The following is a 22882-nucleotide window of genomic DNA, read 5'->3' as shown; positions in this document are numbered from 1 at the left end:
TCCTGACTTGCCTTTGCGGCGGGCCGGCGCTCTCTTGAGACAGAGAGGGGAGCGTCCATGCCCATTGTTGCGCGCGTTACAGCCTTAGCGATCATAGGATTTTCCCGGCTGATCACAGCTGTACAGGGATTCTGGCCCGGGGGTGCGCCAGATCGACGGCAGGCGATCTATTTCGCCAATCACACCAGCAATGGCGATTTCATCCTGATTTGGACCGTACTCGGTGCCCTCAGATGGCGGACACGTCCCGTGGCGGCGGCGGATTATTGGCTGACAAGCCCCGTGCGGCGGTTCATCGGCACCCATGTGATCAACGCGGTGTTGATCGACCGCAACCCCGAAACTCGCACGCAAGACCCGATTGAGCAGATGGTCGAGGCGCTTGACGAAGGCTCTTCACTGATCATCTTCCCGGAAGGGACGCGTAACAGCGGTGATGACCTGCTGCTGCCCTTCAAGCCGGGCATCTTCCACCTGGCCGAGCAGCGGCCGGATATCCCGCTGATCCCGGCCTGGATCGAAAACCTCAACCGGGTCCTGCCCAAGGGCGAGGTGATCCCGGTGCCCTACATATGCACGGTCAAGTTTGGCGCGGCGATGAGTTTGGAGAAAGGCGAAAGCAAAGACGCCTTCCTGCGCAGGGCCGAAACGATGGTACTGGCCCTTCATTCCGAGGAGGGCAGGGCGTGATCTTTGGTTACGATACCGCGCTGGTCGTTCTGGGTATCATGGTACTGGCGGTCCTGATCACCGCGTCGGCCGTGGCGGGGCTTCTGGCACAGAAGAAAGGGGCGGATGATCCTCTCATCGAAAACCTCGTCTCGCGCATCAATGCCTGGTGGGTGATGGCGGCCGTGCTGGCCCTCGCCTTCTGGTGGGGGCGGTCGGGTGTGGTGGTCCTCTTTGCGATCTGCTCCTTCGCGGCGCTGCGCGAGTTCGTGACACTGACCAACGCCCGGCGGGCTGACACCTGGATGCTGGCAGCGCTTTTCTATATCGCGCTGCCGCTGCAATTCTGGTCCGTCTGGACAGACTGGTACGGGTTTTCGTCGATCTTCATCCCGGTCTATGTCTTCCTCGGAATGCCCATCCTCAGCGCCCTGCGCGGCGAGACCGATAACTTCCTCATCCGTGTCGCCGAGGTGCAGTGGGCGGCGATGATCGCAATCTATTGCGTCTCGCACATCCCGGCCCTGCTCAGCCTCGACATTCCCGGCTTCGAAGGGCACACCATTCTGCTGATCGCTTTTCTGGTGATCGTGGTGCAGGCAAGCGATGTATTGCAATACATCTGGGGCAAACTCTTTGGCCGGCACAAGATTGCGCCACGCCTTTCACCCTCGAAAACAGTCGAGGGCTTTTTGGGCGGCGTCGGATCGGCCACCATACTCGGGGCCTGTCTCTGGTGGATCACCCCGTTCGAATTCTGGCAGGCCGGGCTCATGGCGCTTTTGATCGCACTTATGGGCTTTTTCGGAGGGCTTGTACTGTCAGCGGTGAAACGCGATCGGGGCGTAAAGGACTGGGGCGCAACGATCGCGGGGCATGGTGGGTTCATCGACCGGCTGGATTCGCTGATTTTCGCGGCCCCTGTCTTTTTCCACCTGATAAGATTCTATTGGGCTGTCTGAGTGCCGCGCGCATGGCAGACAACAGCGGTAACGTAAGGAGCAGCACCACATGACCAACCGACGCCCCCTGGCCAGCCGTGAGACGGGCTGGGCCCGTATGCTGACCAGATGGCTTGCTGCAAGCGATGTCACTCCAAATCAGATCTCCATTGCCAGCATGGTGGCGGCGGCGGTAGCCGGCGCAGCGTTTTACCTTGGAGCGCAGGCGCAGGGACCGCTTTTCGTGATACTGCTTCTTCTGGGCGCTCTGGGGTGTCAGATCAGGCTGTTGTGCAACCTCTTTGACGGGCTGGTCGCGGTCGAGGCCGGAAAGGGCGAACCAGACGGTGCCTTCTGGAACGAAGCGCCGGACCGGGTTTCGGACCTGTTGATACTGGCGGGGCTTGGCTATGGCGTTGGCCTGCCCGCACTCGGATGGGCCGCCGCCGCGATGGCCATCGGCACGGCCTATGTGCGGGAGTTGGGGCGCGCCACGGACGGCGTGAATGATTTCAGCGGCCCGATGGCAAAGCCGCAGCGTATGGCAGTTGTTACCGCCGCGGCGGTATTGGCTGTTTTGGTCCCGTTTATCGGTATGTCTGGTCTGACGGTACTGATCGCGGCCCTCTGGATCCTGACGATCGGGACAGCGGTGACATCTGTGCGCCGGGCCATCGCACTGATCAGAAGGTTGAGCACGGATTTGTGATGCTCGCAATCGGGTTTGGGGCTTGTGCAATCAGTTGCCTACCTAGTAGTAGGTAGATATGGACACGAAACGCGCCCTCCTAACCTCGGCGGAACGCCTGATGCGCCAACATGGCTATGACGCGGTAAGTTTTGGTGCGCTGGCCGAAGAGATCGGAATCAAAACCGCCAGCATCCACTATCATTTTCCCAGGAAAGCGGATCTGGCCCTGGCTCTGCTTGATCTGTACGCGGCCAAATTGGAACGGCAGCGCGGGAACATCGCGATGAATGCGGGCAGCGGGGGCGCGGCGATCGCCTCGCTCGTGTCCTTGTACCGAGCCGCGTTGAACGACGGGCGGCAGCTGTGTCTCTGCGTGGCCTTCGCGGTCGGTCGAGAGCATCTGTCAGTCGAGGTTAAGGCAATTCTGGAGCGGTTCCACCAACAGACCCTGAACTGGCTTGAGAACGCCTTTGAGCGGGCGCGTCAGGATAAGTCGATGCGTGGGATCAGCGACCCGAAAGCAGAGGCGGCCGCTTGCCTGGCGCTTCTGGAAGGCGCGCAGATCATAGCGCGCGCGGCGGGACGGCTTGCCCCTTATGATGCGGCCACTGAGGCATTGAAACAACGGATGACAGGAGACCCGAGATGAGGCTTAATGCGGATTTCAGCAAGCGTGTGGTGGTGCATCCGGACGAGTATGATTGGGTCGCCTCCCCCGCCGCCGGTGTGGAACGGATGATGCTCGACCGGATCGGTGAGGAGGTGGCGCGAGCAACCACCATCGTCCGTTTCGCGCCGGATTCGTACTTTGACGCGCATGAACATGGCGGAGGAGAGGAGTTTCTGGTGCTCGACGGGGTTTTCTCGGATGAAAGCGGGGACTTTCCGGCCGGTTCCTATGTGCGCAACCCGATTGGCACATCACACAAGCCGCACACCAGGGAGGGGTGCACAATTCTGGTGAAGCTGCACCAGTTCGCAGCCGACGACAGCGCGCAGTTCAGCGTAAGCACGCGCGATGCCGGTTTTGAGCCAACCGGGGTAGACGGGTTGACGGTCCTTCCGCTGCACCGGCACGGTGAGGAATATGTCCGGATGCTGCGTTTTCAGCCAGGCACGGTGGCCACCCCGCACACGCATGTGGGGGGCGAAGAAATTTTTGTGCTCGAGGGGGGCTTTGAGGATGAGCATGGCCACTATCCGACTGGCACATGGTTGCGCAATCCAGACGGGTCATCGCATGCGCCTCGCTCGAACGAGGGATGTCTTTTGTGGATGAAGACCGGGCACTTGCCGCAATCATGAGAGGTAAGGTGGGGTGAACCCCCACCCTACCGCCTGGATCAGCCTGCGATCATCTCGGCCTGTTTCACGATCACCTCGGCCTGTTTGATCGAAGCGATATCGACAAGGCGCCCCTTGTAGGTGGTCGCCCCTTCGCCGCGGGCTTTGGCCTCTTCCATTGCGGCGAGGATCTCACGGGCCTCCTGCACGGCTTCGTCGGAGGGTGTGAACACCTCGTTAGCCAGGGCAATCTGTTTGGGATGGATGGCCCATTTGCCAACCATACCCAGAGTCGCCGACCGCAACGCCTGAGCGCGGAACCCTTCATCGTCGGAGAAATCACCAAAGGGACCATCGACCGGCAAAAGGCCATGCGTGCGGCAAGCGGCGACGATAGCGGCTTGAGCCCAGTGCCAGGGGTCGGACCAGTATTTCTCACCGGCGCGGTGCATGTAGTAGTTCTCCTGCGTGCCGCCGATACCTGTGGTCGCCATACCCATGGAGGCCGCAAAATCCGCAGCCCCGAGGCTCATCGCCTGCATGCGGGGCGACGCTGCGGCGATTTCTTCCACATGAGCGATGCCAGCTGCGGATTCGATAATCACCTCGAAACTGATCGGCTTGGTTCGGCCCTTGGCACGTTCGACAGCGGTGACCAGCGCATCGACGGCGTAGATATCGCCCGCACAACCGACTTTCGGGATCATGATCTGATCGAGCCGGTCGCCACATTGCTCCAGCAGGTCCACCACGTCGCGATACCACCAGCCAGTGTCGAGCCCGTTGATGCGTACCGACAGGTACTTGTTGCCCCAGTCGACTGTGTTGATCGCCTCGATGGCATTGGCGCGGGCCATGTCCTTGTCGGTTGGCGCAACGCTGTCTTCGAGGTCGATATTGATCACATCCGCTGAGGAAGCCGCCATTTTCTCAAACAGTTTGGTATTGGAGGCCGGTCCGAAAAGCTGACAGCGGTTCGGGCGGGCGGGGGCGGACGGTTGCAAACGGAAGGACATGATCGCTCCTCTCGGGTCATGAAATTGCGGAAATCTTGGCTCGTTCGGTATTAAATTGCGCAGACAGGCGCAAGGCGATTTTGCAGGTGCAGCACCGTGATCGAGCAGAGATTTTTCGTACGAAAAATCTTCAAGATGAGAAAATTCGTACGAATTTTCTATTCGGATGCGACGAAGCTGGTCGCAAACAGATGCGACCAGGCCAGGCATCGCCGACAGCGTGCCAGTCATGAAACGGGCATTGATCGACAATTGGGCGCTCTTTCTGGGCATGCTTCTTCTGATGGTGGCCAATGGCCTGCTGGTCACGCTTTTGTCGATCCGGGGGGCCGGGCTGGGGTTCAGCCCGCTGACGATTTCGCTCATGCAGGCCTGCTACCCGCTTGGCGCGCTCATCGGTACCGTTTCAGTTCCTCCAATGATCGCGAAAGTCGGTCATATCCGTGTTTTTTCGGCGCTTGCGTCCATGGTTTCGACCGCTGCGATTGTTCACCTGCTCACTTCCGATCCCTATAGCTGGAGCGCCATGCGTTTCCTCGCTGGCGTTTGTTTTCCGGGGCTTTACGTGGTCACCGAAAGCTGGCTGAACGCGAAGTCCGAAAACCGCATTCGTGCGCAGGTGCTTTCGATCTACTTCATCATTCAAACTCTGGGGCCAGCCCTCGGCACGGCGCTGGTGGGCTTTCCTGATCCGACAGGAAATCTGATGTTCGGCATCGTATCGGTGCTGATGTCTGTGGCGATTGTCCCGCTTCTTCTGTCGAACAATCGCGCGCCCGATTTCGAGGTGCCGGAACGGCTGGGTATCGCGAAGCTGTACCGGGTGTCGCCCATGGCGGTCCTGGGGATCTTCTTCATGAGCATATCGGTTTCGGCCTGGTTCATCGGCCTACCGCTCTATGCGCTCGGGCAGGGATATAGCGATGCGACCGCATCAGGTGCCCTGGTCGTGGCGATGATGGCCGCGGGGATTTCACAATATCCGCTGGGCTGGATCTCGGACAATACCGACCGGCGGTATGTGGTGATCGGATTGAGCGTGATTTCGGCACTGGCAGCCTTCTGGTTGATGATGGACCCGTCGCCGCGCTGGACGGTGATTGGCTTTGCGATCATCGCAGGGGCGACCTTGCCGGTCTATTCGATCCTGGCCGCCCACGCCAATGACCAGTTGCAGCCCGGTCAGGTGGTCCCGGCAAGCGGCACAATGGCGTTTTTGCTGCAATTCGGCCAGGTGTTCGGGATGTTGCTGGGTCCCAATGTGATCAGCATGGCCGATGGGCGTGGCCTGCAGCTTCTGGTGATGATCTTCGGGATCGGCGTGGCGCTTCTGGGTATTGCGCGGCGCGTCAGTCGCGAGGCCCCCGAAGACACCGGAGAAGTATTGGCAACCGGTGTGATCGGAATGGCGATGCCCGGTATGTTGCAGGCCGAAGTGATGACAGAGTTGAGCGAAGATAATTCGCCGGAATAGATATTTTTTCGTAGATTATTGCTTATATGTTTGAATTATCCTCCTGATCAACAAGACTTCGCGCGGAAAACATCCGAAACTGCCATCTGACATCGAATCCGAGGGGATGACGCCATGATTGAACACCCGTATCTGCTGTTTCTGGGCGACGCGCCCGATATGCTGGCCGCCAAGGTGGCCATCGGCATCCGCGACTGGCGGCCCGACTACGCTCTGGGGCAGATCCGTCTGCCCGGCTGCGGTGCCGATCTGGGACTGAAAGACCTGACGCTCGCCGAAGCCAAGAGCCTGGGCGCCAAGACGCTGGTGATTGGGGTGGCCAATCGCGGCGGGGTGATCAGCCCGGCATGGAAGGAAGTTCTTATCGAGGCGCTGGAGATGGGCTATGATCTGGCGTCGGGCCTGCACAATTTGCTCCGTGACGAGGGCGATCTGATGGCCGCGGCGCAAACCCACGGCGGCACGCTGCATGATGTGCGCGTGCCCTCTGTCGGGTACCCGATTGCCAATGGCAAGAAACGCACCGGAAAGCGCTGTCTGGCTGTCGGCACCGATTGTTCGGTCGGCAAGATGTACACGGCCATGGCAATGGAACGCGACATGGTTGCGCGCGGAATGAAGGCAACGTTCCGGGCGACCGGTCAGACCGGTATCCTGATCACCGGCCATGGGGTGCCGCTTGATGCGGTGATCGCCGATTTCATGGCGGGCTCCATCGAGTACCTGACGCCCGACAATGACCCCGATCACTGGGATCTGATCGAGGGGCAAGGCAGCCTCTTTCATGTCAGCTATTCCGGCGTGACCATGGCGCTCATTCACGGCGGACAGCCCGATGCGCTGATCCTGTGCCATGAGCCCACGCGCGAACACATGCGCGGGCTGCCCGAATACACCCCGCCCAGCTTGCAGGCGCTGCGCGACACCGCGCTGCCGCTGGCACAGATCTCAAACCCGGCCTGTCAGGTGGTCGGTGTGTCGGTCAATACGCAGCATTTGTCGGACGAGGATGCCAAGGCCTATCTGGCACAGGTCGAGGCCGAGATGGGCCTGCCCGCCACGGACCCGTATCGTTATGGGTCGGACAAGCTGGTGGACGCGCTCGCCGCGATCTGATCCAAACTCAGCGCCGGTGGTGTCTGAACGATGCCTCCGGCGGGAGTATTCTTACCAGGAAGAAGAGGTGAAGACATGAAGATCACCGTGACGCGGGATGTGTTCAAGCTGGCGCAGGTCTTCACCATTTCGCGCGGAAGCCGGACCGAGGCGAAGGTGCTGACGGTGCGGATCGTGCAGGATGGCGTGACAGGCTGCGGCGAATGCGTGCCCTATGCGCGCTATGACGAGACGCTGGAAAGCGTGGAGGCCGAGATTGCCGGGCTGCCGGACACGGTGAGCCGCCAAGCGCTCTATGATCTGTTGCCCGCGGGCGCGGCGCGGAACGCGGTGGATTGTGCCCTCTGGGATCTCGAAGCCAAGATTGCGGGCAAACGCGCCTGGGAACTGGCCGGTCTCACGGCGCCGGGCCCGGAGATTACCGCGTACACACTCTCTCTCGACACGCCTGAGAAGATGCAGGCGCAGGCGGCGCAGAATGCGTTTCGTCCGCTTCTCAAGATCAAGCTGGGCACACCGGATGACATGCCCCGGCTTGAGGCTGTCCGCGCGGGTGCGCCAGATGCGACCATCATCGTGGATGCCAATGAAGGCTGGAGTGCCGAGGTCTATGCCGATCTGGCCCCTCATCTGGTGCGGCTTGGGGTGGCGCTGGTGGAACAACCCTTGCCGGCAGCAGATGACGACGCGCTGATCGGCATGGAGCGGCCCGTGCCGGTATGTGCCGATGAAAGCTGCCATGACCGCGCAAGCCTGCCGCATCTGAAGGGCAAATATGACGTCGTCAACATCAAGCTCGACAAAACCGGTGGTCTGACCGAAGCCCTGGCGCTGCGCGAAGCGGCGCTGGCCGAAGGCTACAAGGTGATGGTCGGTTGTATGGTGGGCTCATCGCTCGCCATGGCCCCGGCCACACTGGTGGCCCAGGGCGCGATGGTGACGGACCTTGACGGCCCGCTCCTTCTGGCCGAAGACCGCGACAACGCTTTGACATTTGACGCCGCCGGGGTGCACCCCCCCGAAGCGGCCTTGTGGGGATGAAAGATATGCGCACAGTTTACGTGAATGGCGACTACCTGCCCGAGAATGAAGCCAAGGTATCGATCTTCGACCGGGCCTTCCTGATGGGCGACGGTGTCTATGAAGTCACCTCGGTTCTGGGCGGCAAGCTGATTGATTTCGACGGGCACCTGAAACGGCTGGATCGGTCGCTGAACGAGCTCGACATGCAAAAGCCCGAAGCGTTCGACGATCTTCTGGCGATCCATCGCGAGTTGGTGCGTATCAACGATGTCACTGACGGGATGGTCTATCTGCAGGTCACGCGCGGGGCGCCCGATGACCGGGATTTTGTCTTTCCCGACCCGGAAACGACCAAACCGACCCTGGTGCTGTTCACCCAGTCCAAGCCTGGCCTGGCACAAAGCCCGGTGGCCGATAAGGGCATTCGCGTGATCAGCATCGAAGACCTGCGCTGGCATCGTCGCGATATCAAGACGACGCAGCTTCTCTACCCCTCAATGGGCAAGATGATGGCCAAGAAAGCGGGCTGTGACGATGCCTGGATGGTCGAGGACGGCGCGGTGACCGAGGGCACGTCGAACAATGCCTATATCGTCAAAGGCAACAAGATCATCACCCGTGCCCTGTCCAACGACATCCTGCACGGGATCACCCGCGCGGCGGTCCTGCGCTTTGCCCGCGAGGCGCAGATGGAAGTGGAAGAGCGCAACTTCACCATCGAGGAAGCGCAGGGCGCGGATGAGGCGTTTATCACCTCGGCCAGTACCTTCGTAATGCCGGTGGTCGAGATTGACGGGGTGACCCTGGGTGATGGCACGCCGGGCGCACGGGCCAGGCGGCTCCGCGAGATCTACCTTGAAGAGAGCCTGAAAACCGCGATCTGATCTGATAGTCTGGGCATGGGGGAAGCAGAGGTTCCGGATCAGATCCGGGCCAGGAGGAACCTTTGGCCGAGACCTATGACCGGATTGGAAAAGGCTATGCCACGCGACGCAAGCCCGACGCACGGATTGCGGCGGTGCTTCATGCCGCGTTGGGCGATGCTCAAAGCGTGGTGAATGTGGGGGCGGGGGCCGGATCCTATGAGCCTGACCACTGCGAAGTGGTGGCGGCAGAGCCGTCCGCCGAAATGATCGCGCAACGCCCGAAAGGGTCAGCGCCCGTAGTGCAGGCCAGCGCTGAGGAGTTGCCTTTCGATGACCGGAGTTTTGACGCCGCGATGGCGGTGCTGACGGTGCATCATTGGCGCGATAAGGCCAAGGGCATGGCCGAGATGCGGCGGGTGACCAAGGGGCCGGTGGTAATTCTGACCTATGATCCCGGCTTTCGCGATTTCTGGTTGCTGGACTATTTCCCGGGGTTGATCGCACTGGACGAGGGGCAGATGCCGAAGCTGTCGGATTATGAGGCGTGGCTGGGATCTGTAGAGATCACACCGGTGCCGATCCCGCAGGATTGCACGGATGGGTTTCTGAGCGCGTATTGGCGGCGGCCTTGGGCCTATCTTGACGACACCGTGCGCGCGGCCATGTCACCTTTTTGGGCATTGGGGGATGTGTCGCGTGAACTTGCCCAGTTGCGCGATGATCTGGAGAGCGGCGCATGGGAGTCGCGCTATGGCAAGGTGATGACGTTGACCGAACGCGACTGCGGCTACCGGCTGGTGGTGGCGCGGTAGTGCACCCGGACAGAGGCGCGCCCCGGACCTGATCCGGGACGGGTGTTACAGAGCGTCCCGCAGCGGAGCCATGGCACGGCGATAGGCGGCCTCGATCGCGTCACGGGCGCGGTGGCGGCCCTGAATGACAAGGTGGCGGCCCGCAGACCAGACATCGCGCACCTTGCGGTCATCCCCGGCAAACACCCAGGTATCGAGCAGCATGTCACCGGATAGGCCCTCAAGGTCGATATGCTCCGCATCGAGCGCCATGAGATCGGCCCACATGCCTGGGGCGATCCGCCCTGTTTCGCGTCCAGCAGCCCTGGCCCCACCTGCGCAGATCGCTTCAAGCAGGCGGCGTGCGGTGGAGTGTTCGGGCGTGGCCAGCGCGGCGCGGGAACGGTCCCGCAGGCGTTGGGAATAGTCGAGCGTGCGCAACTCTTCCGACAGCGAGATGCGGATGTTGCTGTCAGACCCCACCGCGATCGAGCCGCCCGCGGCCAGCCAGCGCACACCGTCAAAGATACCGTCGCCCAGGCTCGATTCGGTGATCGGGCAAAGCCCCGCAACCGCGCTGGTGGCCGCAAGGCCGGTGGTCTCATGCGGCTCCATCTGGGTGCAGTGGATCAGGCACCATTGGTCACTGACCTCGACATTGTCCAACAGCCATTCCACCGGCCGCGCCCCCCAGGCGGCCGAGACCTCTTCCACCTCTTTGACCTGCTCGGCGAGGTGCAGATGGACCGGGCCTCTACCTGACAGCTCGGGCGCGCGTCGAATGTCTTCGGGGGCAACCGCGCGCAGGCTATGCGGCGCAATCCCAAGCACCGTATCGGCGGGCAGGCCGCTGATCGCTGCACGGCTCTCCTCGACCAGCCGGGCAAAGCGTTCGGGGTCGTTGCCAAAGCGGATCTGCCCGGGGCCCAGTCCGGACCGGTCGCAGCCGCCGAACTGGTATTGAACCGGCAGCAGGGTAAGGCCGATCCCGGTCTGTTCTGTCGCCGCTACGATCCGCTGCGCCATTTCCGAAAGGGTGTCATAGGGCATGCCGCCGGGCTGGTGATGCAAATAGTGGAACTCGACATTGGTGGCATAGCCCGCCTCCAGCATTTCCATCTGCACCAAGGCTGCAATCGCCTGTACCTGTTCGGGCGTCAGCCGATCGAGGAACCGGTACATGAGTTGCCGCCAGGTCCAGAACGTATCGCGCGGATCGGGGCCGCGGCGTTCAGTCATGCCCGCCATGGCGCGCTGAAAGGCATGGGAATGGGCATTGACCGGTGCGGGCAGCAGGATGCCGACGCGGACGCCCCCGGGCGCTGTGCCCGGTTCCGCGGATTCAATACGCCCGCTCGCATCCAGCGAAACCGTCACATCCTCGGCCCATCCCGCGGGCAGCAGGGCCGTCTTTGCCCAAATCGTGTCCATATCCAATTCCCGTGTTGACTCGATTAATATGTATAGACATAATAATCTGAACGACCCTTTGACGCAAGATGATAGTGACCGCGATGCTGCTGCGAAATGCAACGATTGCCACCATGAGGGATGGCGCGCCCTACGGGCTGCTGCGCCAGGCCGCGCTGTGGGTGAAGGACGGGCGGATCGCCTGGGTCGGCCCCGATACGGAGTGCCCTGCCGAAGCAGACGAGGGCGAGGATATGCAAGGGCGGCTGATCACGCCTGCGCTGATCGATTGCCACACGCATATCGTCCATGGCGGACACCGCGCGGGCGAGTTTGAAATGCGCCTCAACGGTGCAAGCTATGAGGAAGTGGCGCGGGCCGGGGGCGGGATCGTCTCGACCGTTACGGCCACGCGCGCGGCCAGCCAGGCCGAGCTTCTGGCCGGGGCCCTGCGCTTTGCCGATGCGCTGATCGCCGAGGGTGCGGCGGTGATCGAAGTCAAGTCAGGCTATGGCCTCGACATCGACACCGAGCTGAAGATGTTACGCGCGGCACGGGCCATCGAGGGCGCGCGGGACGTGCGGGTGAAGACCTCGTTCCTGGGCGCGCATGCCCTGCCGAAAGAGTATGACGGGCGCAAGGCCGAGTATATCCGTGAGGTTTGCCTGCCCGCACTGGAAGCCGCCCATGCAGAGGGCCTTGCCGATGCGGTAGATGGGTTCTGCGAGGGGATCGCCTTCTCTGTGGATGAGATCGAGCCGGTATTTGCGCGGGCGAAAGAACTGGGCCTGCCGGTGAAACTCCATGCCGAGCAACTCAGCCATATTGGCGGCACGCAACTTGCCGCGCGTTACGGCGCGTTGTCGGCGGATCACGTGGAATATGCCAATGAGGCGGATGCCCGCGCGCTGGCCGCAGCGGGCTCTGTTGCCGTGATCCTGCCCGGAGCCTTCTACACGATCCGCGAGACCCAGGCCCCGCCGATAGAGGCCTTCCGGGCGCATGCCGTACCGATGGCCCTGGCCACGGATTGCAATCCGGGGTCATCGCCTCTGGCCTCGCTGCTTCTGACGATGAACATGGGATGCACACTCTTCCGGATGACACCCGAAGAGGCATTGGCCGGGGTAACACGCAACGCCGCGCAGGCATTGGGGCTGACCGATTGCGGCGTGATCGCGCCGGGCAAGCGCGCCGATCTGGCGGTCTGGGACGTGGAGCATCCGGCGGAGCTATCGTATCGGATTGGCTTCAACCCGCTGAACAGGCGTATCTTTGGAGGCAAGCCGTGAGCGAGGTGTTGATACCGGGCGCGGTGACGCTGGCGCAGCTGGAACGCATCTGGCGAGGGCGGCTGGCGGTCTCGCTTGACCGCTCGGTGAAACCGGGGGTCGAGGCCGCGGCCGATCTGGTGGCGCGCGCGGCAGCAGGAGAAGACGCCGTCTATGGCGTGAACACGGGCTTCGGCAAGCTTGCCTCGGTCAAGATCCCGGCCAGGGACACCGCGCAGCTTCAGCGCAACCTGATCCTGTCGCATTGCTGTGGCGTGGGTGATGCGCTCGACGAGGCCACAACGCGGCTGATGATGGTGCTCAAGCTCATGTCGCTTGGGCGGGGGGCGTCTGGCGTGCGCTGGACCACCGTGCAGCTCATCGAAGATATGCTGACAGCGGGTGTGATCCCGGTGGTCCCCGAACAGGGCAGCGTGGGCGCATCGGGCGACCTTGCCCCGCTGGCACACATGGCAGCGGCGATGATGGGCGAGGGCGAGGTGACCTATGACGGCGACCGCGTGACTGCAGCTGACGCCTTGCGCGCGGCGGGGCTCTCCGCGATCGAGCTGGGGCCAAAGGAAGGGCTGGCGCTGATCAACGGCACACAATTCTCTACAGCATGCGCGCTGGTCGGATTGTGGGGCGCATGGCGCGCGGCGCAGGGCGCGATTGTCACCTCTGCGCTCTCGACCGATGCGATCATGGGATCGACGGCACCCCTAGTGGACGAGATACACACCCTGCGCGGTCACCGTGGTCAGATCGAAGCGGCGCGGGCGCAGAGGGCGTTGATGGAGGGTAGCGAAATCCGCGAGAGCCACCGCGAGGACGACACACGAGTGCAAGACCCCTATTGCATCCGGTGTCAGGCACAGGTGACCGGCGCGGCGATGGACCTGCTGCGCCGGGCGGGCGAGGTGCTGGAAGTTGAGGCCAACGCCGTCACCGACAATCCTCTGGTGCTGGTAAGTGAGGGGCGGATTGTCTCGGGCGGGAACTTCCACGCCGAGCCGGTGGGTTTTGCCGCCGATCAGATCGCCATGGCGGTGGCCGAGATTGGTGCAATCGCGCAGCGGCGCGTCGCGCTGATGGTGGACCCGACGCTCAGCTTCGATCTGCCCCCTTTCCTGACACCAGAGCCGGGGCTGAATTCGGGCCTGATGATTGCCGAGGTGACGACCGCCGCCCTGATGAGCGAAAACAAACACCTGGCAAATCCCTGCACGACAGACAGCACGCCGACCTCCGCCAATCAGGAGGACCATGTGAGCATGGCGGCACATGCCGCGCGGCGGCTGAGCCGGATGGTGCAGAACCTGAACACCATTCTGGGGGTCGAAGCGATATGCGCCGCGCAGGGCGTCGGCTTCCGCGCACCGCTGAAGACAAGCCCCCCCTTGCAGGCGGTTGTCGCACGGCTGCGGCAGGCGGTGCCCGTGCTGGAAGCGGACCGGTACCTGGCGCCCGATCTGCATTCTGCGGCCGTGATGATCCGGGAGGGCGATCTGGTCGCTGCCGCTGGCCTGAGCATGGAGTTGTAAGCGCGATGCGACCAGTGTCGAATGAGGACTTTTTCCAGGAAGAAGCAGGGGGGTGCCATGCAGCCGGTTGAGGTGGTGCAGGGCGACGGGCCGATTGTGCTGGGCCTGCCGCATACGGGGACGTATGTGCCTGCTGACGTGCGGGCAAAGCTGAATGAAACGGGTCGGGCGCTGGCCGATACCGACTGGAACATCCACAAGCTCTATGACGGTTTGCTGGAGGGTGTCACCACAGTGCGCGCGACCTTCCATCGCTACGTGATCGACGCCAACCGTGACCCGAGCGGGCAGAGCCTCTATCCGGGTCAGAACACCACCGGGCTTGTCCCGATGACGGATTTCGACGGTCAGGAGATCTGGTCTGTGCCGCCTTCTGGCGGCGAGGTAGAGTATCGCCGGGAGTTATTCCACGCGCCTTATCACGCCAGCTTGCAAAGTGAACTGGAAAGAGTGCGCGCAACGCATGGGGTGGCAGTGCTCTACGACTGCCACTCCATACGCTCTCGTATCCCGTTCCTCTTCGAGGGCGTACTGCCGGATTTCAACATCGGCACGAATGATGGCGTGACCTGTGCGCCCGACATAGCCGAACTGGTGGAAACGGCCTGCGGGCGGGCGGCGGGATACAGCTCTGTCACCAATGGCCGGTTCAGGGGCGGGTGGACCACGCGGCATTACGGGCGGCCGGACGACGGATGGCACGCGATCCAGATGGAATTGGCGCAATCAACCTACATGGACGAGGCCCCGCCCTGGCCATATCTCCACGATCGCGCAGATAGGCTCAGGGTGCATCTCAAGGACATATTGGCAGGGCTTGACGCCTGGGCGCGGGCGCAATCGACATGAAACCACTGGACGGGATCAGGGTGCTTGACCTCACGCGAGTGCTTGCCGGGCCCTATTGCACTGCGCTGCTGGCTGACCTTGGCGCCCAGGTGATCAAGCTGGAGCCTGCGCGGGGCGACGACTATCGCCATATCGGGCCCTTTCTCGATGGTGAAAGCGCGCTCTTTCATCTCAACAACCGGGGCAAGCACAGCATCGCGCTGAACCTGAAAGATTCCGAAGGGCTGTCTCTTGCGCGCGAGATCGCCGGTAAATGTGACGTGCTGGTCGAGAATTTCCGGCCCGGCGTCGCCGAGAAGATCGGGCTGGGCCCGGAGATTCTGCGCGAGGCCAATCCGGGGTTGATCTATGCGCGGATCTCCGGGTTTGGCCAGACAGGGCCGTTTCGCGATTTGCCTGCCTATGATCTGGTGGTGCAGGCCATGTCGGGACTTATGGCGGCGACGGGCGAGGATGGTGGCGCACCGCTCAAGACGGGCGAGTCGGTGGCCGACCTTTTGGGCGGGCTCTTTGGCAGCTGGTCGATCCTCGCGGCGCTGGTGCAGCGCGGTCGCACGGGACAGGGCACCGTGCTCGATGTGTCCATGTATGATGCGCTCTATTCGTTGCTGACCACCAGCCATGCCTTGCATTTCTATGGCGGCACATTGCCGGCGCGCGTGGGCAACCGCCACCCGCTTTCCACACCGTTTGGCTGTTTTGCCACGCAGGACGGACAAGTCGTGATCGCCGTGCTGACACCGGCACAATTTGCCCGGCTTGCGCAGCTCATCGGACAGCCGGAACTGCCCGAGGATGCGCGATATGCAACCGACGAGGCGCGTACGCAGAACGAGCCTAAGCTGAAGGCCATGATCGAGGCCTGGAGCCGCAACCAGAGCACCGAGGCGGCAATGGTGGCGCTGGCCGAAGCCGGACTTCCCAGCGCGCCTATCTGGGACATCGCGCAGGCCAGCACCAGCCCTCATGCGACGGCCCGCAACCTCGTTCAGCAAGGTGAGCGCCCGGTTGTCGGGCAACCTGTCTGGTTCGACGGAGAGAAACCGCTGGCGACGCGCGCGGCTCCGGGGTTGGCCGCGGATCAGGCGCAAGTGCTTGCCGAGTTCTGTGGGGTGGATGCGGAGCGGTTCGCAGAGCTAAAGGAAAAGGGTGTGATCGCATGAGCGACATTTGGCACATGCTGAGCGAGGAAGAGCGTCTGTTCTGCGACGTTCTGGAGCGGATCGTGAAGGAACGGATCGCGCCCAGGGCGGCGGAGACCGATGAAAGTGCGGCCTTCGTGCACGAACAGCTGGCCACCCTGGCCGAGGCCGGGATGCTGGGCGCGAACCTGCCCGAGGAGCATGGCGGCTCTGGCGTGTCTGCGTTGGCGCTCCTGCGCGCGGTCGAGATCGTGGCGGGAGGTTGCGGCTCGACCGCATCGGCCTTGACGGCGCACTACCTTGCCACGGATGCGATCCTCATTGGCGGAACAGATACGCAGAAAGCCGAGTGGCTGCCCAAGGCTGCGACAAGCCATATGTTGGGTGCCTTTGCCCTGACCGAGCCGACGGCGGGCAGCGATCCGGCCGATATGCGGACACGGGCCGTAAGGTCCGGGGACGGCTGGCACCTCAAAGGCAACAAGTGCTTTATCTCGAATGGCGGTGTCGCGGATTTCATCGTGGTCTTTGCCGTCACCGACCCGGATGCACGGCACCGCGGCATCAGCGCGTTCCTCCTGCCCAAAGGCACACCGGGCTTCGAAGCCGGGCCGCCCGAACGGACGATGGGGTTGAAGGGCGGGCATGTCTTCTCGCTTTCGCTCGACTGCCACCTGCCCGACACCGCTCTTGTCGGCGAGGCGGGTCAGGGTTTCAAAACCGCGATGCAGGTGCTCGACAATGGCCGCGTGGAAGTGGCGGCGCAATGTATCGGAATGGCACAGGCCGCGCTCGATGCAGCAAAGGACTATGCCAAGGAACGCGTTATCGGCGGTGAGGCGCTCAGCGACAAACAGGGCATTCGCTGGATGCTCGCCGACATGGCGCTTGAGCTGCAGGCCGCACGGCTCATGGCGCTGGACGCAGCACGCCAGCGCAGCCTTGGTCACCGCTTTTCCAAAGCTGCGGCCATGGCCAAGCTGAAGGCCTCAGAAGTGGCCGATATGGTGGCCGATACGGCGCTGCAGATTCATGGCGGCTATGGCTACACAAGAGATTTCCCGATCGAGCGGATCACCCGCGACCTCAGGATCATGCGCATTTACGAAGGATCTTCCGAGATTCAACGCAACATCATCGCCGGGCATCTGCTCGCCCATTAAGGAGATATGCAATGACCAATCCGCGTCACAATACCCGCGACATCTATCCCGATACCGGGGCCGAGATCACCGCGAAGCATTGGACCACAGAAGCGCCGATGCGCATGCTGATGAACAACCTGCACCCGGACGTGGCCGAGAACCCGCATGAGTTGGTCGTCTATGGCGGGATCGGCCGCGCGGCACGGACCTGGGAAGATTTCGACCGGATCGTCGCCACGCTGAAGGGGTTGGACGAGGACCAGACGCTGCTGGTGCAGTCGGGTAAGCCTGTGGGGGTTTTCCAGACCCACAAGGATGCACCAAGGGTGCTGATCGCCAACTCCAACATCGTGCCCCACTGGGCCAATTGGGACCATTTCAGCGAGCTCGATAAGAAAGGGCTGATGATGTATGGCCAGATGACGGCCGGAAGCTGGATTTACATCGGCACGCAGGGGATCGTGCAGGGCACTTACGAGACCTTTGCCGAGGCCGGGCGGCAGCATTACGATGGCAACCTCACGGGCCGGTGGATCCTGACCGGCGGCCTGGGTGGTATGGGCGGCGCACAGCCTCTGGCCGCGGTCTTTGCCGGTGCGTGCTGTCTTGCGGTGGAATGCGATGAGACGCGCGTCGATTTCCGCATTCGCACACGGTATCTGGACGAGAAAGCACATACGCTCGATGAGGCGCTTGAGATGATCGACCGCTGGACAAAGGCGGGCGAGGCAAAGTCAGTGGGCCTGATCGGCAACGCGGCGGATGTGTTTGCGGAACTCGTGGAACGCGGCGTGCACCCGGACATCGTGACCGACCAGACAAGCGCCCATGACCCGGTGCATGGCTATCTGCCGCAAGGCTGGTCCGTGGCCGAATGGCGCGCCAAACAGGAGAGCGATCCGAAGGCGGTGGAGAAAGCGGCCCGCGCAAGCATGAAAGTGCATGTGAAGGCGATGGTCGATTTCTGGAACGCAGGCGTACCGACGCTGGATTACGGCAACAACATCCGGCAGGTGGCGCTGGAGGAGGGGCTGGAAAATGCTTTTGCCTTCCCCGGTTTCGTGCCGGCCTATATCCGCCCACTCTTCTGCCGCGGCGTGGGGCCGTTCCGCTGGTGTGCTCTGTCGGGCGACCCGGAAGATATCTACAAGACCGACGCCAAGATGAAGGAGCTCTTTCCCGAGGACACCCATCTGCATCAATGGCTCGCCATGGCACAGGAGCGTATTGCCTTTCAGGGTCTGCCCGCGCGGATCTGCTGGATCGGCCTCGGAGAGCGGCACCGGGCGGGCCTTGCGTTCAACGAGATGGTGCGCAATGGCGAGTTGAAGGCCCCGGTGGTGATCGGACGGGACCATCTCGACAGCGGCTCGGTCGCCTCGCCCAACCGCGAGACCGAGGCGATGAAAGATGGCTCAGACGCCGTGTCGGACTGGCCGCTGCTGAATGCACTGCTGAACACAGCGTCAGGTGCGACATGGGTGAGCCTGCATCATGGCGGCGGGGTTGGCATGGGCTTCTCGCAGCATTCGGGCATGGTGATCTGCTGCGATGGCAGCGAGGACGCGGACCGGCGGCTGGAGCGGGTGCTCTGGAACGATCCGGCCACAGGCGTGATGCGCCATGCGGATGCGGGCTATGACATCGCGATTGACTGCGCCCGCGAGCATGGGCTGAACTTGCCGGGAATTTTGGGGTGATTGGTGCGTGAAATCACGCACCCTACGGGATGAAGATTTGAGTTTACGCTGAGACAGGAAACCAGATGGAATACGCACCGGGGCATGAGCCCTGCCCCCTGCCCTTTTCGCCGTTCAAGAGCTGCACCGTGCCGCGGCCGATTGGCTGGCTGTCGACGATCAGCAAGGACGGGGTTCACAACCTCGCCCCCTACAGCCAGTGGCAGAACCTGACCTACGATCCGCCGATGGTGATGTTTGCCGCCAATCAGCACGCCGACGGGCGACGCAAGGACACGGTGGTCAATGCCGAGGAAACCGGCTGGTTCGTCTGGAACATGGCCACCTGGGACCTGCGCGAAGCAGTGAATATCAGCGCCATGGCCGTTACCAGCGACGTGGATGAGTTCGAGCGGGCGGGCGTGACCAAGGCCGCCTGCACCGAGGCGCCGGGCGCTTATGTGGCCGAAAGCCCGGCGCAGTTCGAGTGCCGCCACATCGCCACGCATCGGCTTCCCGAGGACACGCCCGGCGGGTTTGTCGATGTGGTCTATGGCCGGGTCGAACGGATCCGGGTGGATGACGCAATGATCCAGCCCGACGGCAAGATGGACATTGCGAAAATCCAGCCCATCGCAAGAATGGGATATTATGACTACACCGTGGTGCGCGAGGTGTTTGAGATGCGCATCCCCGGTGCCAGCCAAGCAGAGGCAGACGGGCTGGAAGGCAAGAGCTGAATGATTTTCAACACGGAGGATAACGGATGAAACGACGTGACTTTATCAAGGCCGGGGCCATCGGCACGGCAGGGGCGGCGCTGGCCAGCCCGGCAATTGCCCAGGACATCACCCAATGGACCATGGTCACCGCCTGGCCCAAGAACCTGCCCGGGCCGGGGGTGGCCGCTCAGACACTGGCTGACAGAATCACCACGCTGTCAGGCGGGCGGCTTGAAGTGAAACTGCACGCTGCCGGTGAAATCGTGCCGGGTCGCGGTGTGTTTGATGCCGTTTCCGAAGGCACGGCGCATCTTTATCACGCGGTGCCCGCCTATTGGGGCTCCAAATCCAAGGGTATCCTGCTCTTCGGCTCGCAGCCTTTCGGCCTGCGCGCGGATGAACAAGTGGGCTGGATGGTCCAAGGCGGCGGTCAGGCGCTTTACGATGAGATGTATGGCCGCTTCGGCATCAAGCCCTTCCTCTGCGGCAATTCCGGCCCGCAGTGGTTCGGCTGGTTCCGGGATGAGATCAATTCCGTGGATGATCTGAAGGGCATGAAATATCGCTCCACCGGCCTAGCTTCGGAAATGTGTGCCGAAATCGGCATGGCGGTACAGGCGATGTCTGGCCCTGCGATGTTCCAGGCGCTGCAGTCCGGTGCGCTCGATGCCGGCGAATTCATCGGGCCGTGGACAGACTCGGCGCTCGGCTATCACCAGATCGCCAAGAACTACTACTGGCCCGGCATCGGTGAGCCGTCCTCGGCCGAGGAATGCGGTGTAAACGCGGCTGCCTATGACGCGCTCTCCGATGACCTCAAGCTGGTGGTCGCGACGGCCTGTTCCAGCCTCTACAACGACGTCTGGACCGAGTACGAGACCAAGCATGCCCGCGCGCTTGAAAAGCTTGTTGCCGAAGAAGGCGTGATGGTCCGCGAACTGCCGGAAAGCATCGTGATGGAGATGGGCAAGGCCGCCGATACGGTGATCGGTAAACTGCGCGACGACGAGGATGAACTGGTTCAGCGCATCGCGGAAAGCTTCGTGGCCTATCGCGAAAGCATCGGTCGCTACATGGTCTATGCGGATAACGGCCAGATGAACGCCCGTGCGAAAGTGCTGGGGTACTGATCAAGACAAGGGTGGTCCGGCAGCTTTGCCGGACCGCTTCAAACGGGGCTGGGGCATGGAACGACTGGCGGATCACCTCGACACTATCAATCGCATGGTGGGCCGCATCGTGCGCTGGCTCGCCATTGCGATGGTGCTGGTGCAATTCGGCATCGTTGTGCTGCGCTATGTCTATGGCATCAGCTTCATCGCGCTGAACGAAAGCGTGCTTTACATGCATGCCACGCTCTTCATGCTGGGGGCAGGCTATACGCTTCTGGTCGATGACCATGTGCGCGTTGATATCTTTCAGGCCAAAGCCAGCCCGCGCGGTCAGGCGCGGATTGATGTGTTTGGCCATATCGTCCTGCTGATCCCGTCGATGCTGGCGTTGCTCTACTGGTCCTTTCCGTCCGTTCGCAATGCCTGGGCGATCTATGAGGGCGCGATCTCGGTCGGCGGCATCCCGGCGGTCTTCCTGCTCAAGACGCTGATCCCGGCCTTTTGTATTCTGCTTCTCATCCAGTCGCTGGCGTGTCTGATGCGCAATATCGTCAGGCTCCGCACATGATCGCAGAATATCTCGACCTGCTTATGTTTGCTGCGCTGATGGGGGCGATCCTGCTTGGCTTCCCGGTGAGCTTTGCCATTGCCGGGACGGCCATTGCTTTTGCCTATCTTGGTTGGGCTACCGGTGCCATGCAGATCGGCCTGCTGGGCGCTTTGGGCCAACGGGTGTTTGGCGTGCTCACCAATGACGTGCTGATTGCCATTCCGCTCTTTGTCACCATGGGCGTGATTCTGGAGCGGTCGCATATCGCCGAAGACCTGCTGGATACGATGGGCCGCCTCTTTGGTCAGCTGCGCGGCGGGCTCGGGATTTCGGTGATCCTCGTGGGCGCCCTGCTCGCGGCCTCCACCGGCATCGTCGGGGCGACGGTGATCGCCATGGGCCTCATCGCCCTGCCCACCATGCTGCGCACGGACTATGACCCGCGCCTGGCCTCCGGGCTGGTCTGCACAGCCGGTACGCTCGGGCAGATCATCCCGCCCTCGACGCTCCTCATCATCCTGTCGGATGTCATGTCCTCGGCCTATCAACAGGCGCAGTATGAGCAAGGCAAGTTCTCGGTTGAAACCATCTCTGTCGGCCAAATTTTCGCCGGTGCGCTGATCCCGGGGCTCACCCTCGTGGCCATCTACATCCTCTATGTGCTGGGCCGGGGCCTTGTCCGCCCGCAGGACATGCCGCCCGCCCCCACCCCCGAGGGCCGCCCGCACTGGGCCGAGGTGGCCGGGGCCATCGTGCCTCCCGTGGTGCTGATCATCGCCGTTCTGGGCGCGATCCTGGGCGGTATCGCCACGCCGACCGAAGCCGCCAGCGTAGGGGCCATCGGGGCCATTCTCATGGCAGGGGCACGGCAAGGGGTGAACAAGAAACTCATCCTAGCCGGAGCCGCCGCCTTGCTTGTGCTCGCGGTCGCAGCCGGCCTCGCCCCCGTGCGCCTGCAACGTTCGGATGCCGGTGCGGGCGCGCTTGCTCTCGGCCTGCTTTACGGCGCGCTCGCCCTGCTGGGATTCACGGCAATCCTCGCCTCGCTGCGAAAGCTCCATACCGAGAAGATCCTTGCAAGCGCCGTCACCACCACCATGACAGTCAGCTCGATGATCTTTGCCACCATCCTGATGGCCTCCGTCTTCTCTCTCGTCTTCGTGGGACTGGGGGGTGAGGACCGCGTGGCGCATATTCTCGAACAGATGCCCGGTGGAGCCACCGGCGCTCTGATCTTCTCCATGGCTCTGATCTTCGTGCTGGGCTTCTTCCTCGATTTCGTCGAGATCACGGTGATCCTGCTGCCGCTTCTGGCCCCGATCCTCATCCTCATGGGGCATGACCCGGTCTGGCTCGCCATCCTCATCGCGATCAACCTGCAAACCTCTTTCCTCACGCCGCCTTTCGGCTTTTCGCTTTTCTATCTGCGTGGGGCCGCCCCCGACAGCGTGACCACCGGCATGATCTATCGCGGCGTCGCACCTTTCATTGTTCTCCAAATACTCGGAATCGCCACGATTTGGGCCGTCCCGGCACTGGCCACCTGGTTGCCGTCAGTCGTGTTCTGACCCAGAATTTTCGCAGAAA

22 protein-coding genes are annotated in these 22882 nt (G+C 62.4%); 20 read left to right on the top strand and 2 right to left on the bottom strand.

All coding sequences use genetic code 11. The annotated features are described in order from the left end of the window. Window positions 1-57: 57 nt before the first annotated feature. From EI983_RS00745 to EI983_RS00725, 5 genes are read left to right on the top strand one after another with little or no spacing between them, the layout of a single operon-like run. On the top strand, window positions 58-690 hold the full coding sequence (locus tag EI983_RS00745) for a lysophospholipid acyltransferase family protein (RefSeq protein WP_157705351.1): 633 nt from the start codon (window positions 58-60) through the stop codon (window positions 688-690). Continuing rightward, the gene (locus EI983_RS00740) at window positions 687-1631 is read left to right on the top strand and encodes a phosphatidate cytidylyltransferase (protein ID WP_246162231.1); all 945 of its coding nucleotides are present in this window, start codon (window positions 687-689) and stop codon (window positions 1629-1631) included. The genes EI983_RS00745 and EI983_RS00740 overlap by 4 nt, the downstream gene beginning before the upstream one ends. Before the next feature lie 49 nt (window positions 1632-1680). Next, complete coding sequence (locus EI983_RS00735; RefSeq protein ID WP_157705349.1) at window positions 1681-2319, top strand: CDP-alcohol phosphatidyltransferase family protein; 639 nt, start codon at window positions 1681-1683, stop codon at window positions 2317-2319. Between the two features lie 58 nt (window positions 2320-2377). Beyond that, on the top strand, window positions 2378-2950 hold the full coding sequence (locus tag EI983_RS00730; RefSeq protein WP_157705347.1) for a TetR/AcrR family transcriptional regulator: 573 nt from the start codon (window positions 2378-2380) through the stop codon (window positions 2948-2950). Then, window positions 2947-3606, top strand: a complete 660-nt coding sequence (locus EI983_RS00725) for a cupin domain-containing protein (RefSeq protein ID WP_157705345.1) — start codon at window positions 2947-2949, stop codon at window positions 3604-3606. Before EI983_RS00730 ends, EI983_RS00725 begins: the two co-directional genes overlap by 4 nt. Window positions 3607-3644: 38 nt before the next feature. Here the strand turns inward: EI983_RS00725 and EI983_RS00720 are convergent, their stop codons facing one another. Continuing rightward, entirely contained in the window at window positions 3645-4601 is a 957-nt protein-coding gene (locus EI983_RS00720) for an L-malyl-CoA/beta-methylmalyl-CoA lyase (RefSeq protein ID WP_157705343.1), read from the bottom strand. 229 nt (window positions 4602-4830) lie between these two features. On the opposite strand from EI983_RS00720, the gene EI983_RS00715 reads away from it, so the two are divergent. The 5 genes from EI983_RS00715 (at window position 4831) to EI983_RS00695 (ending at window position 9892) form a co-directional block, all read left to right on the top strand. Beyond that, window positions 4831-6075 carry an MFS transporter gene (locus tag EI983_RS00715; protein WP_157705341.1) on the top strand — a complete coding sequence of 415 codons (1245 nt, stop codon included), beginning with the start codon at window positions 4831-4833 and terminating at the stop codon, window positions 6073-6075. Window positions 6076-6189: 114 nt separating this feature from the next. After that, window positions 6190-7191, top strand: coding sequence for an N-acetyltransferase DgcN (dgcN, locus tag EI983_RS00710; RefSeq protein WP_157705339.1), 1002 nt, complete (start codon window positions 6190-6192; stop codon window positions 7189-7191). A gap of 75 nt (window positions 7192-7266) precedes the next feature. After that, window positions 7267-8232, top strand: coding sequence for an N-acetyl-D-Glu racemase DgcA (gene dgcA, locus EI983_RS00705; protein WP_157705337.1), 966 nt, complete (start codon window positions 7267-7269; stop codon window positions 8230-8232). Window positions 8233-8237: 5 nt separating this feature from the next. Further along, the gene (locus EI983_RS00700; RefSeq protein WP_157705335.1) at window positions 8238-9098 is read left to right on the top strand and encodes a D-amino-acid transaminase; all 861 of its coding nucleotides are present in this window, start codon (window positions 8238-8240) and stop codon (window positions 9096-9098) included. 62 nt (window positions 9099-9160) lie between these two features. Further along, on the top strand, window positions 9161-9892 hold the full coding sequence (locus tag EI983_RS00695) for a class I SAM-dependent methyltransferase (RefSeq protein WP_157705333.1): 732 nt from the start codon (window positions 9161-9163) through the stop codon (window positions 9890-9892). Between the two features lie 45 nt (window positions 9893-9937). Here the strand turns inward: EI983_RS00695 and EI983_RS00690 are convergent, their stop codons facing one another. After that, a complete protein-coding gene (locus tag EI983_RS00690; protein ID WP_157705331.1) occupies window positions 9938-11302 on the bottom strand; it encodes a formimidoylglutamate deiminase in 1365 nt (454 codons plus the stop codon). A 113-nt stretch (window positions 11303-11415) separates the two neighbouring features. Here EI983_RS00690 and hutI point away from each other — a divergent pair, with 113 nt between their 5' ends. The 10 genes from hutI to EI983_RS00640 all read left to right on the top strand — a co-directional run bounded on the left by hutI (window position 11416) and on the right by EI983_RS00640 (window position 22863). After that, window positions 11416-12573 carry an imidazolonepropionase gene (hutI, locus tag EI983_RS00685; protein ID WP_425500890.1) on the top strand — a complete coding sequence of 386 codons (1158 nt, stop codon included), beginning with the start codon at window positions 11416-11418 and terminating at the stop codon, window positions 12571-12573. Beyond that, window positions 12570-14096: a histidine ammonia-lyase gene (hutH, locus tag EI983_RS00680; protein WP_157705329.1), complete on the top strand. Its 1527-nt coding sequence runs from the start codon at window positions 12570-12572 to the stop codon at window positions 14094-14096. The genes hutI and hutH overlap by 4 nt, the downstream gene beginning before the upstream one ends. A 57-nt stretch (window positions 14097-14153) precedes the next feature. Continuing rightward, window positions 14154-14945, top strand: a complete 792-nt coding sequence (hutG, locus tag EI983_RS00675; RefSeq protein ID WP_157705327.1) for an N-formylglutamate deformylase — start codon at window positions 14154-14156, stop codon at window positions 14943-14945. Continuing rightward, window positions 14942-16108, top strand: coding sequence for a CaiB/BaiF CoA transferase family protein (locus EI983_RS00670; RefSeq protein WP_157705325.1), 1167 nt, complete (start codon window positions 14942-14944; stop codon window positions 16106-16108). The genes hutG and EI983_RS00670 overlap by 4 nt, the downstream gene beginning before the upstream one ends. Then, window positions 16105-17250: an acyl-CoA dehydrogenase family protein gene (locus tag EI983_RS00665; RefSeq protein WP_157705323.1), complete on the top strand. Its 1146-nt coding sequence runs from the start codon at window positions 16105-16107 to the stop codon at window positions 17248-17250. Before EI983_RS00670 ends, EI983_RS00665 begins: the two co-directional genes overlap by 4 nt. 11 nt (window positions 17251-17261) lie before the next feature. Next, complete coding sequence (gene hutU, locus EI983_RS00660) at window positions 17262-18932, top strand: urocanate hydratase (protein WP_157705321.1); 1671 nt, start codon at window positions 17262-17264, stop codon at window positions 18930-18932. 65 nt (window positions 18933-18997) lie between these two features. Then, entirely contained in the window at window positions 18998-19651 is a 654-nt protein-coding gene (locus EI983_RS00655) for a flavin reductase family protein (RefSeq protein ID WP_157705319.1), read from the top strand. Between the two features lie 26 nt (window positions 19652-19677). Then, entirely contained in the window at window positions 19678-20763 is a 1086-nt protein-coding gene (locus tag EI983_RS00650; protein ID WP_157705317.1) for a TRAP transporter substrate-binding protein, read from the top strand. 55 nt (window positions 20764-20818) lie between these two features. Beyond that, window positions 20819-21313, top strand: a complete 495-nt coding sequence (locus EI983_RS00645) for a TRAP transporter small permease subunit (RefSeq protein ID WP_157705315.1) — start codon at window positions 20819-20821, stop codon at window positions 21311-21313. After that, complete coding sequence (locus EI983_RS00640; RefSeq protein ID WP_198389410.1) at window positions 21313-22863, top strand: TRAP transporter large permease; 1551 nt, start codon at window positions 21313-21315, stop codon at window positions 22861-22863. The genes EI983_RS00645 and EI983_RS00640 overlap by 1 nt, the downstream gene beginning before the upstream one ends. Window positions 22864-22882 lie beyond the last annotated feature (19 nt).

This window comes from Roseovarius faecimaris (assembly GCF_009762325.1).
Lineage (GTDB): Bacteria > Pseudomonadota > Alphaproteobacteria > Rhodobacterales > Rhodobacteraceae > Roseovarius > Roseovarius faecimaris.
Note: the sequence above shows the minus strand (reverse complement) of the source record. Positions and strands in the feature narration are given on the sequence as shown.

Bases quoted from the DNA above. Each gene is read 5' to 3' on its own strand.
- EI983_RS00745 (WP_157705351.1), top strand. From the start codon at position 58: ATGCCCATTGTTGCGCGCGTTACAGCCTTAGCGATCATAGGATTTTCC.
- EI983_RS00735 (WP_157705349.1), top strand. From the start codon at position 1,681: ATGACCAACCGACGCCCCCTGGCCAGCCGTGAGACGGGCTGGGCCCGT.
- EI983_RS00730 (WP_157705347.1), top strand. From the start codon at position 2,378: ATGGACACGAAACGCGCCCTCCTAACCTCGGCGGAACGCCTGATGCGC.
- EI983_RS00725 (WP_157705345.1), top strand. From the start codon at position 2,947: ATGAGGCTTAATGCGGATTTCAGCAAGCGTGTGGTGGTGCATCCGGAC.
- EI983_RS00720 (WP_157705343.1), bottom strand. From the start codon at position 4,601: ATGTCCTTCCGTTTGCAACCGTCCGCCCCCGCCCGCCCGAACCGCTGT.
- EI983_RS00715 (WP_157705341.1), top strand. From the start codon at position 4,831: ATGAAACGGGCATTGATCGACAATTGGGCGCTCTTTCTGGGCATGCTT.
- dgcN (WP_157705339.1), top strand. From the start codon at position 6,190: ATGATTGAACACCCGTATCTGCTGTTTCTGGGCGACGCGCCCGATATG.
- dgcA (WP_157705337.1), top strand. From the start codon at position 7,267: ATGAAGATCACCGTGACGCGGGATGTGTTCAAGCTGGCGCAGGTCTTC.
- EI983_RS00700 (WP_157705335.1), top strand. From the start codon at position 8,238: ATGCGCACAGTTTACGTGAATGGCGACTACCTGCCCGAGAATGAAGCC.
- EI983_RS00690 (WP_157705331.1), bottom strand. From the start codon at position 11,302: ATGGACACGATTTGGGCAAAGACGGCCCTGCTGCCCGCGGGATGGGCC.
- hutI (WP_425500890.1), top strand. From the start codon at position 11,416: ATGAGGGATGGCGCGCCCTACGGGCTGCTGCGCCAGGCCGCGCTGTGG.
- hutG (WP_157705327.1), top strand. From the start codon at position 14,154: ATGCAGCCGGTTGAGGTGGTGCAGGGCGACGGGCCGATTGTGCTGGGC.
- EI983_RS00670 (WP_157705325.1), top strand. From the start codon at position 14,942: ATGAAACCACTGGACGGGATCAGGGTGCTTGACCTCACGCGAGTGCTT.
- EI983_RS00665 (WP_157705323.1), top strand. From the start codon at position 16,105: ATGAGCGACATTTGGCACATGCTGAGCGAGGAAGAGCGTCTGTTCTGC.
- hutU (WP_157705321.1), top strand. From the start codon at position 17,262: ATGACCAATCCGCGTCACAATACCCGCGACATCTATCCCGATACCGGG.
- EI983_RS00655 (WP_157705319.1), top strand. From the start codon at position 18,998: ATGGAATACGCACCGGGGCATGAGCCCTGCCCCCTGCCCTTTTCGCCG.
- EI983_RS00650 (WP_157705317.1), top strand. From the start codon at position 19,678: ATGAAACGACGTGACTTTATCAAGGCCGGGGCCATCGGCACGGCAGGG.
- EI983_RS00645 (WP_157705315.1), top strand. From the start codon at position 20,819: ATGGAACGACTGGCGGATCACCTCGACACTATCAATCGCATGGTGGGC.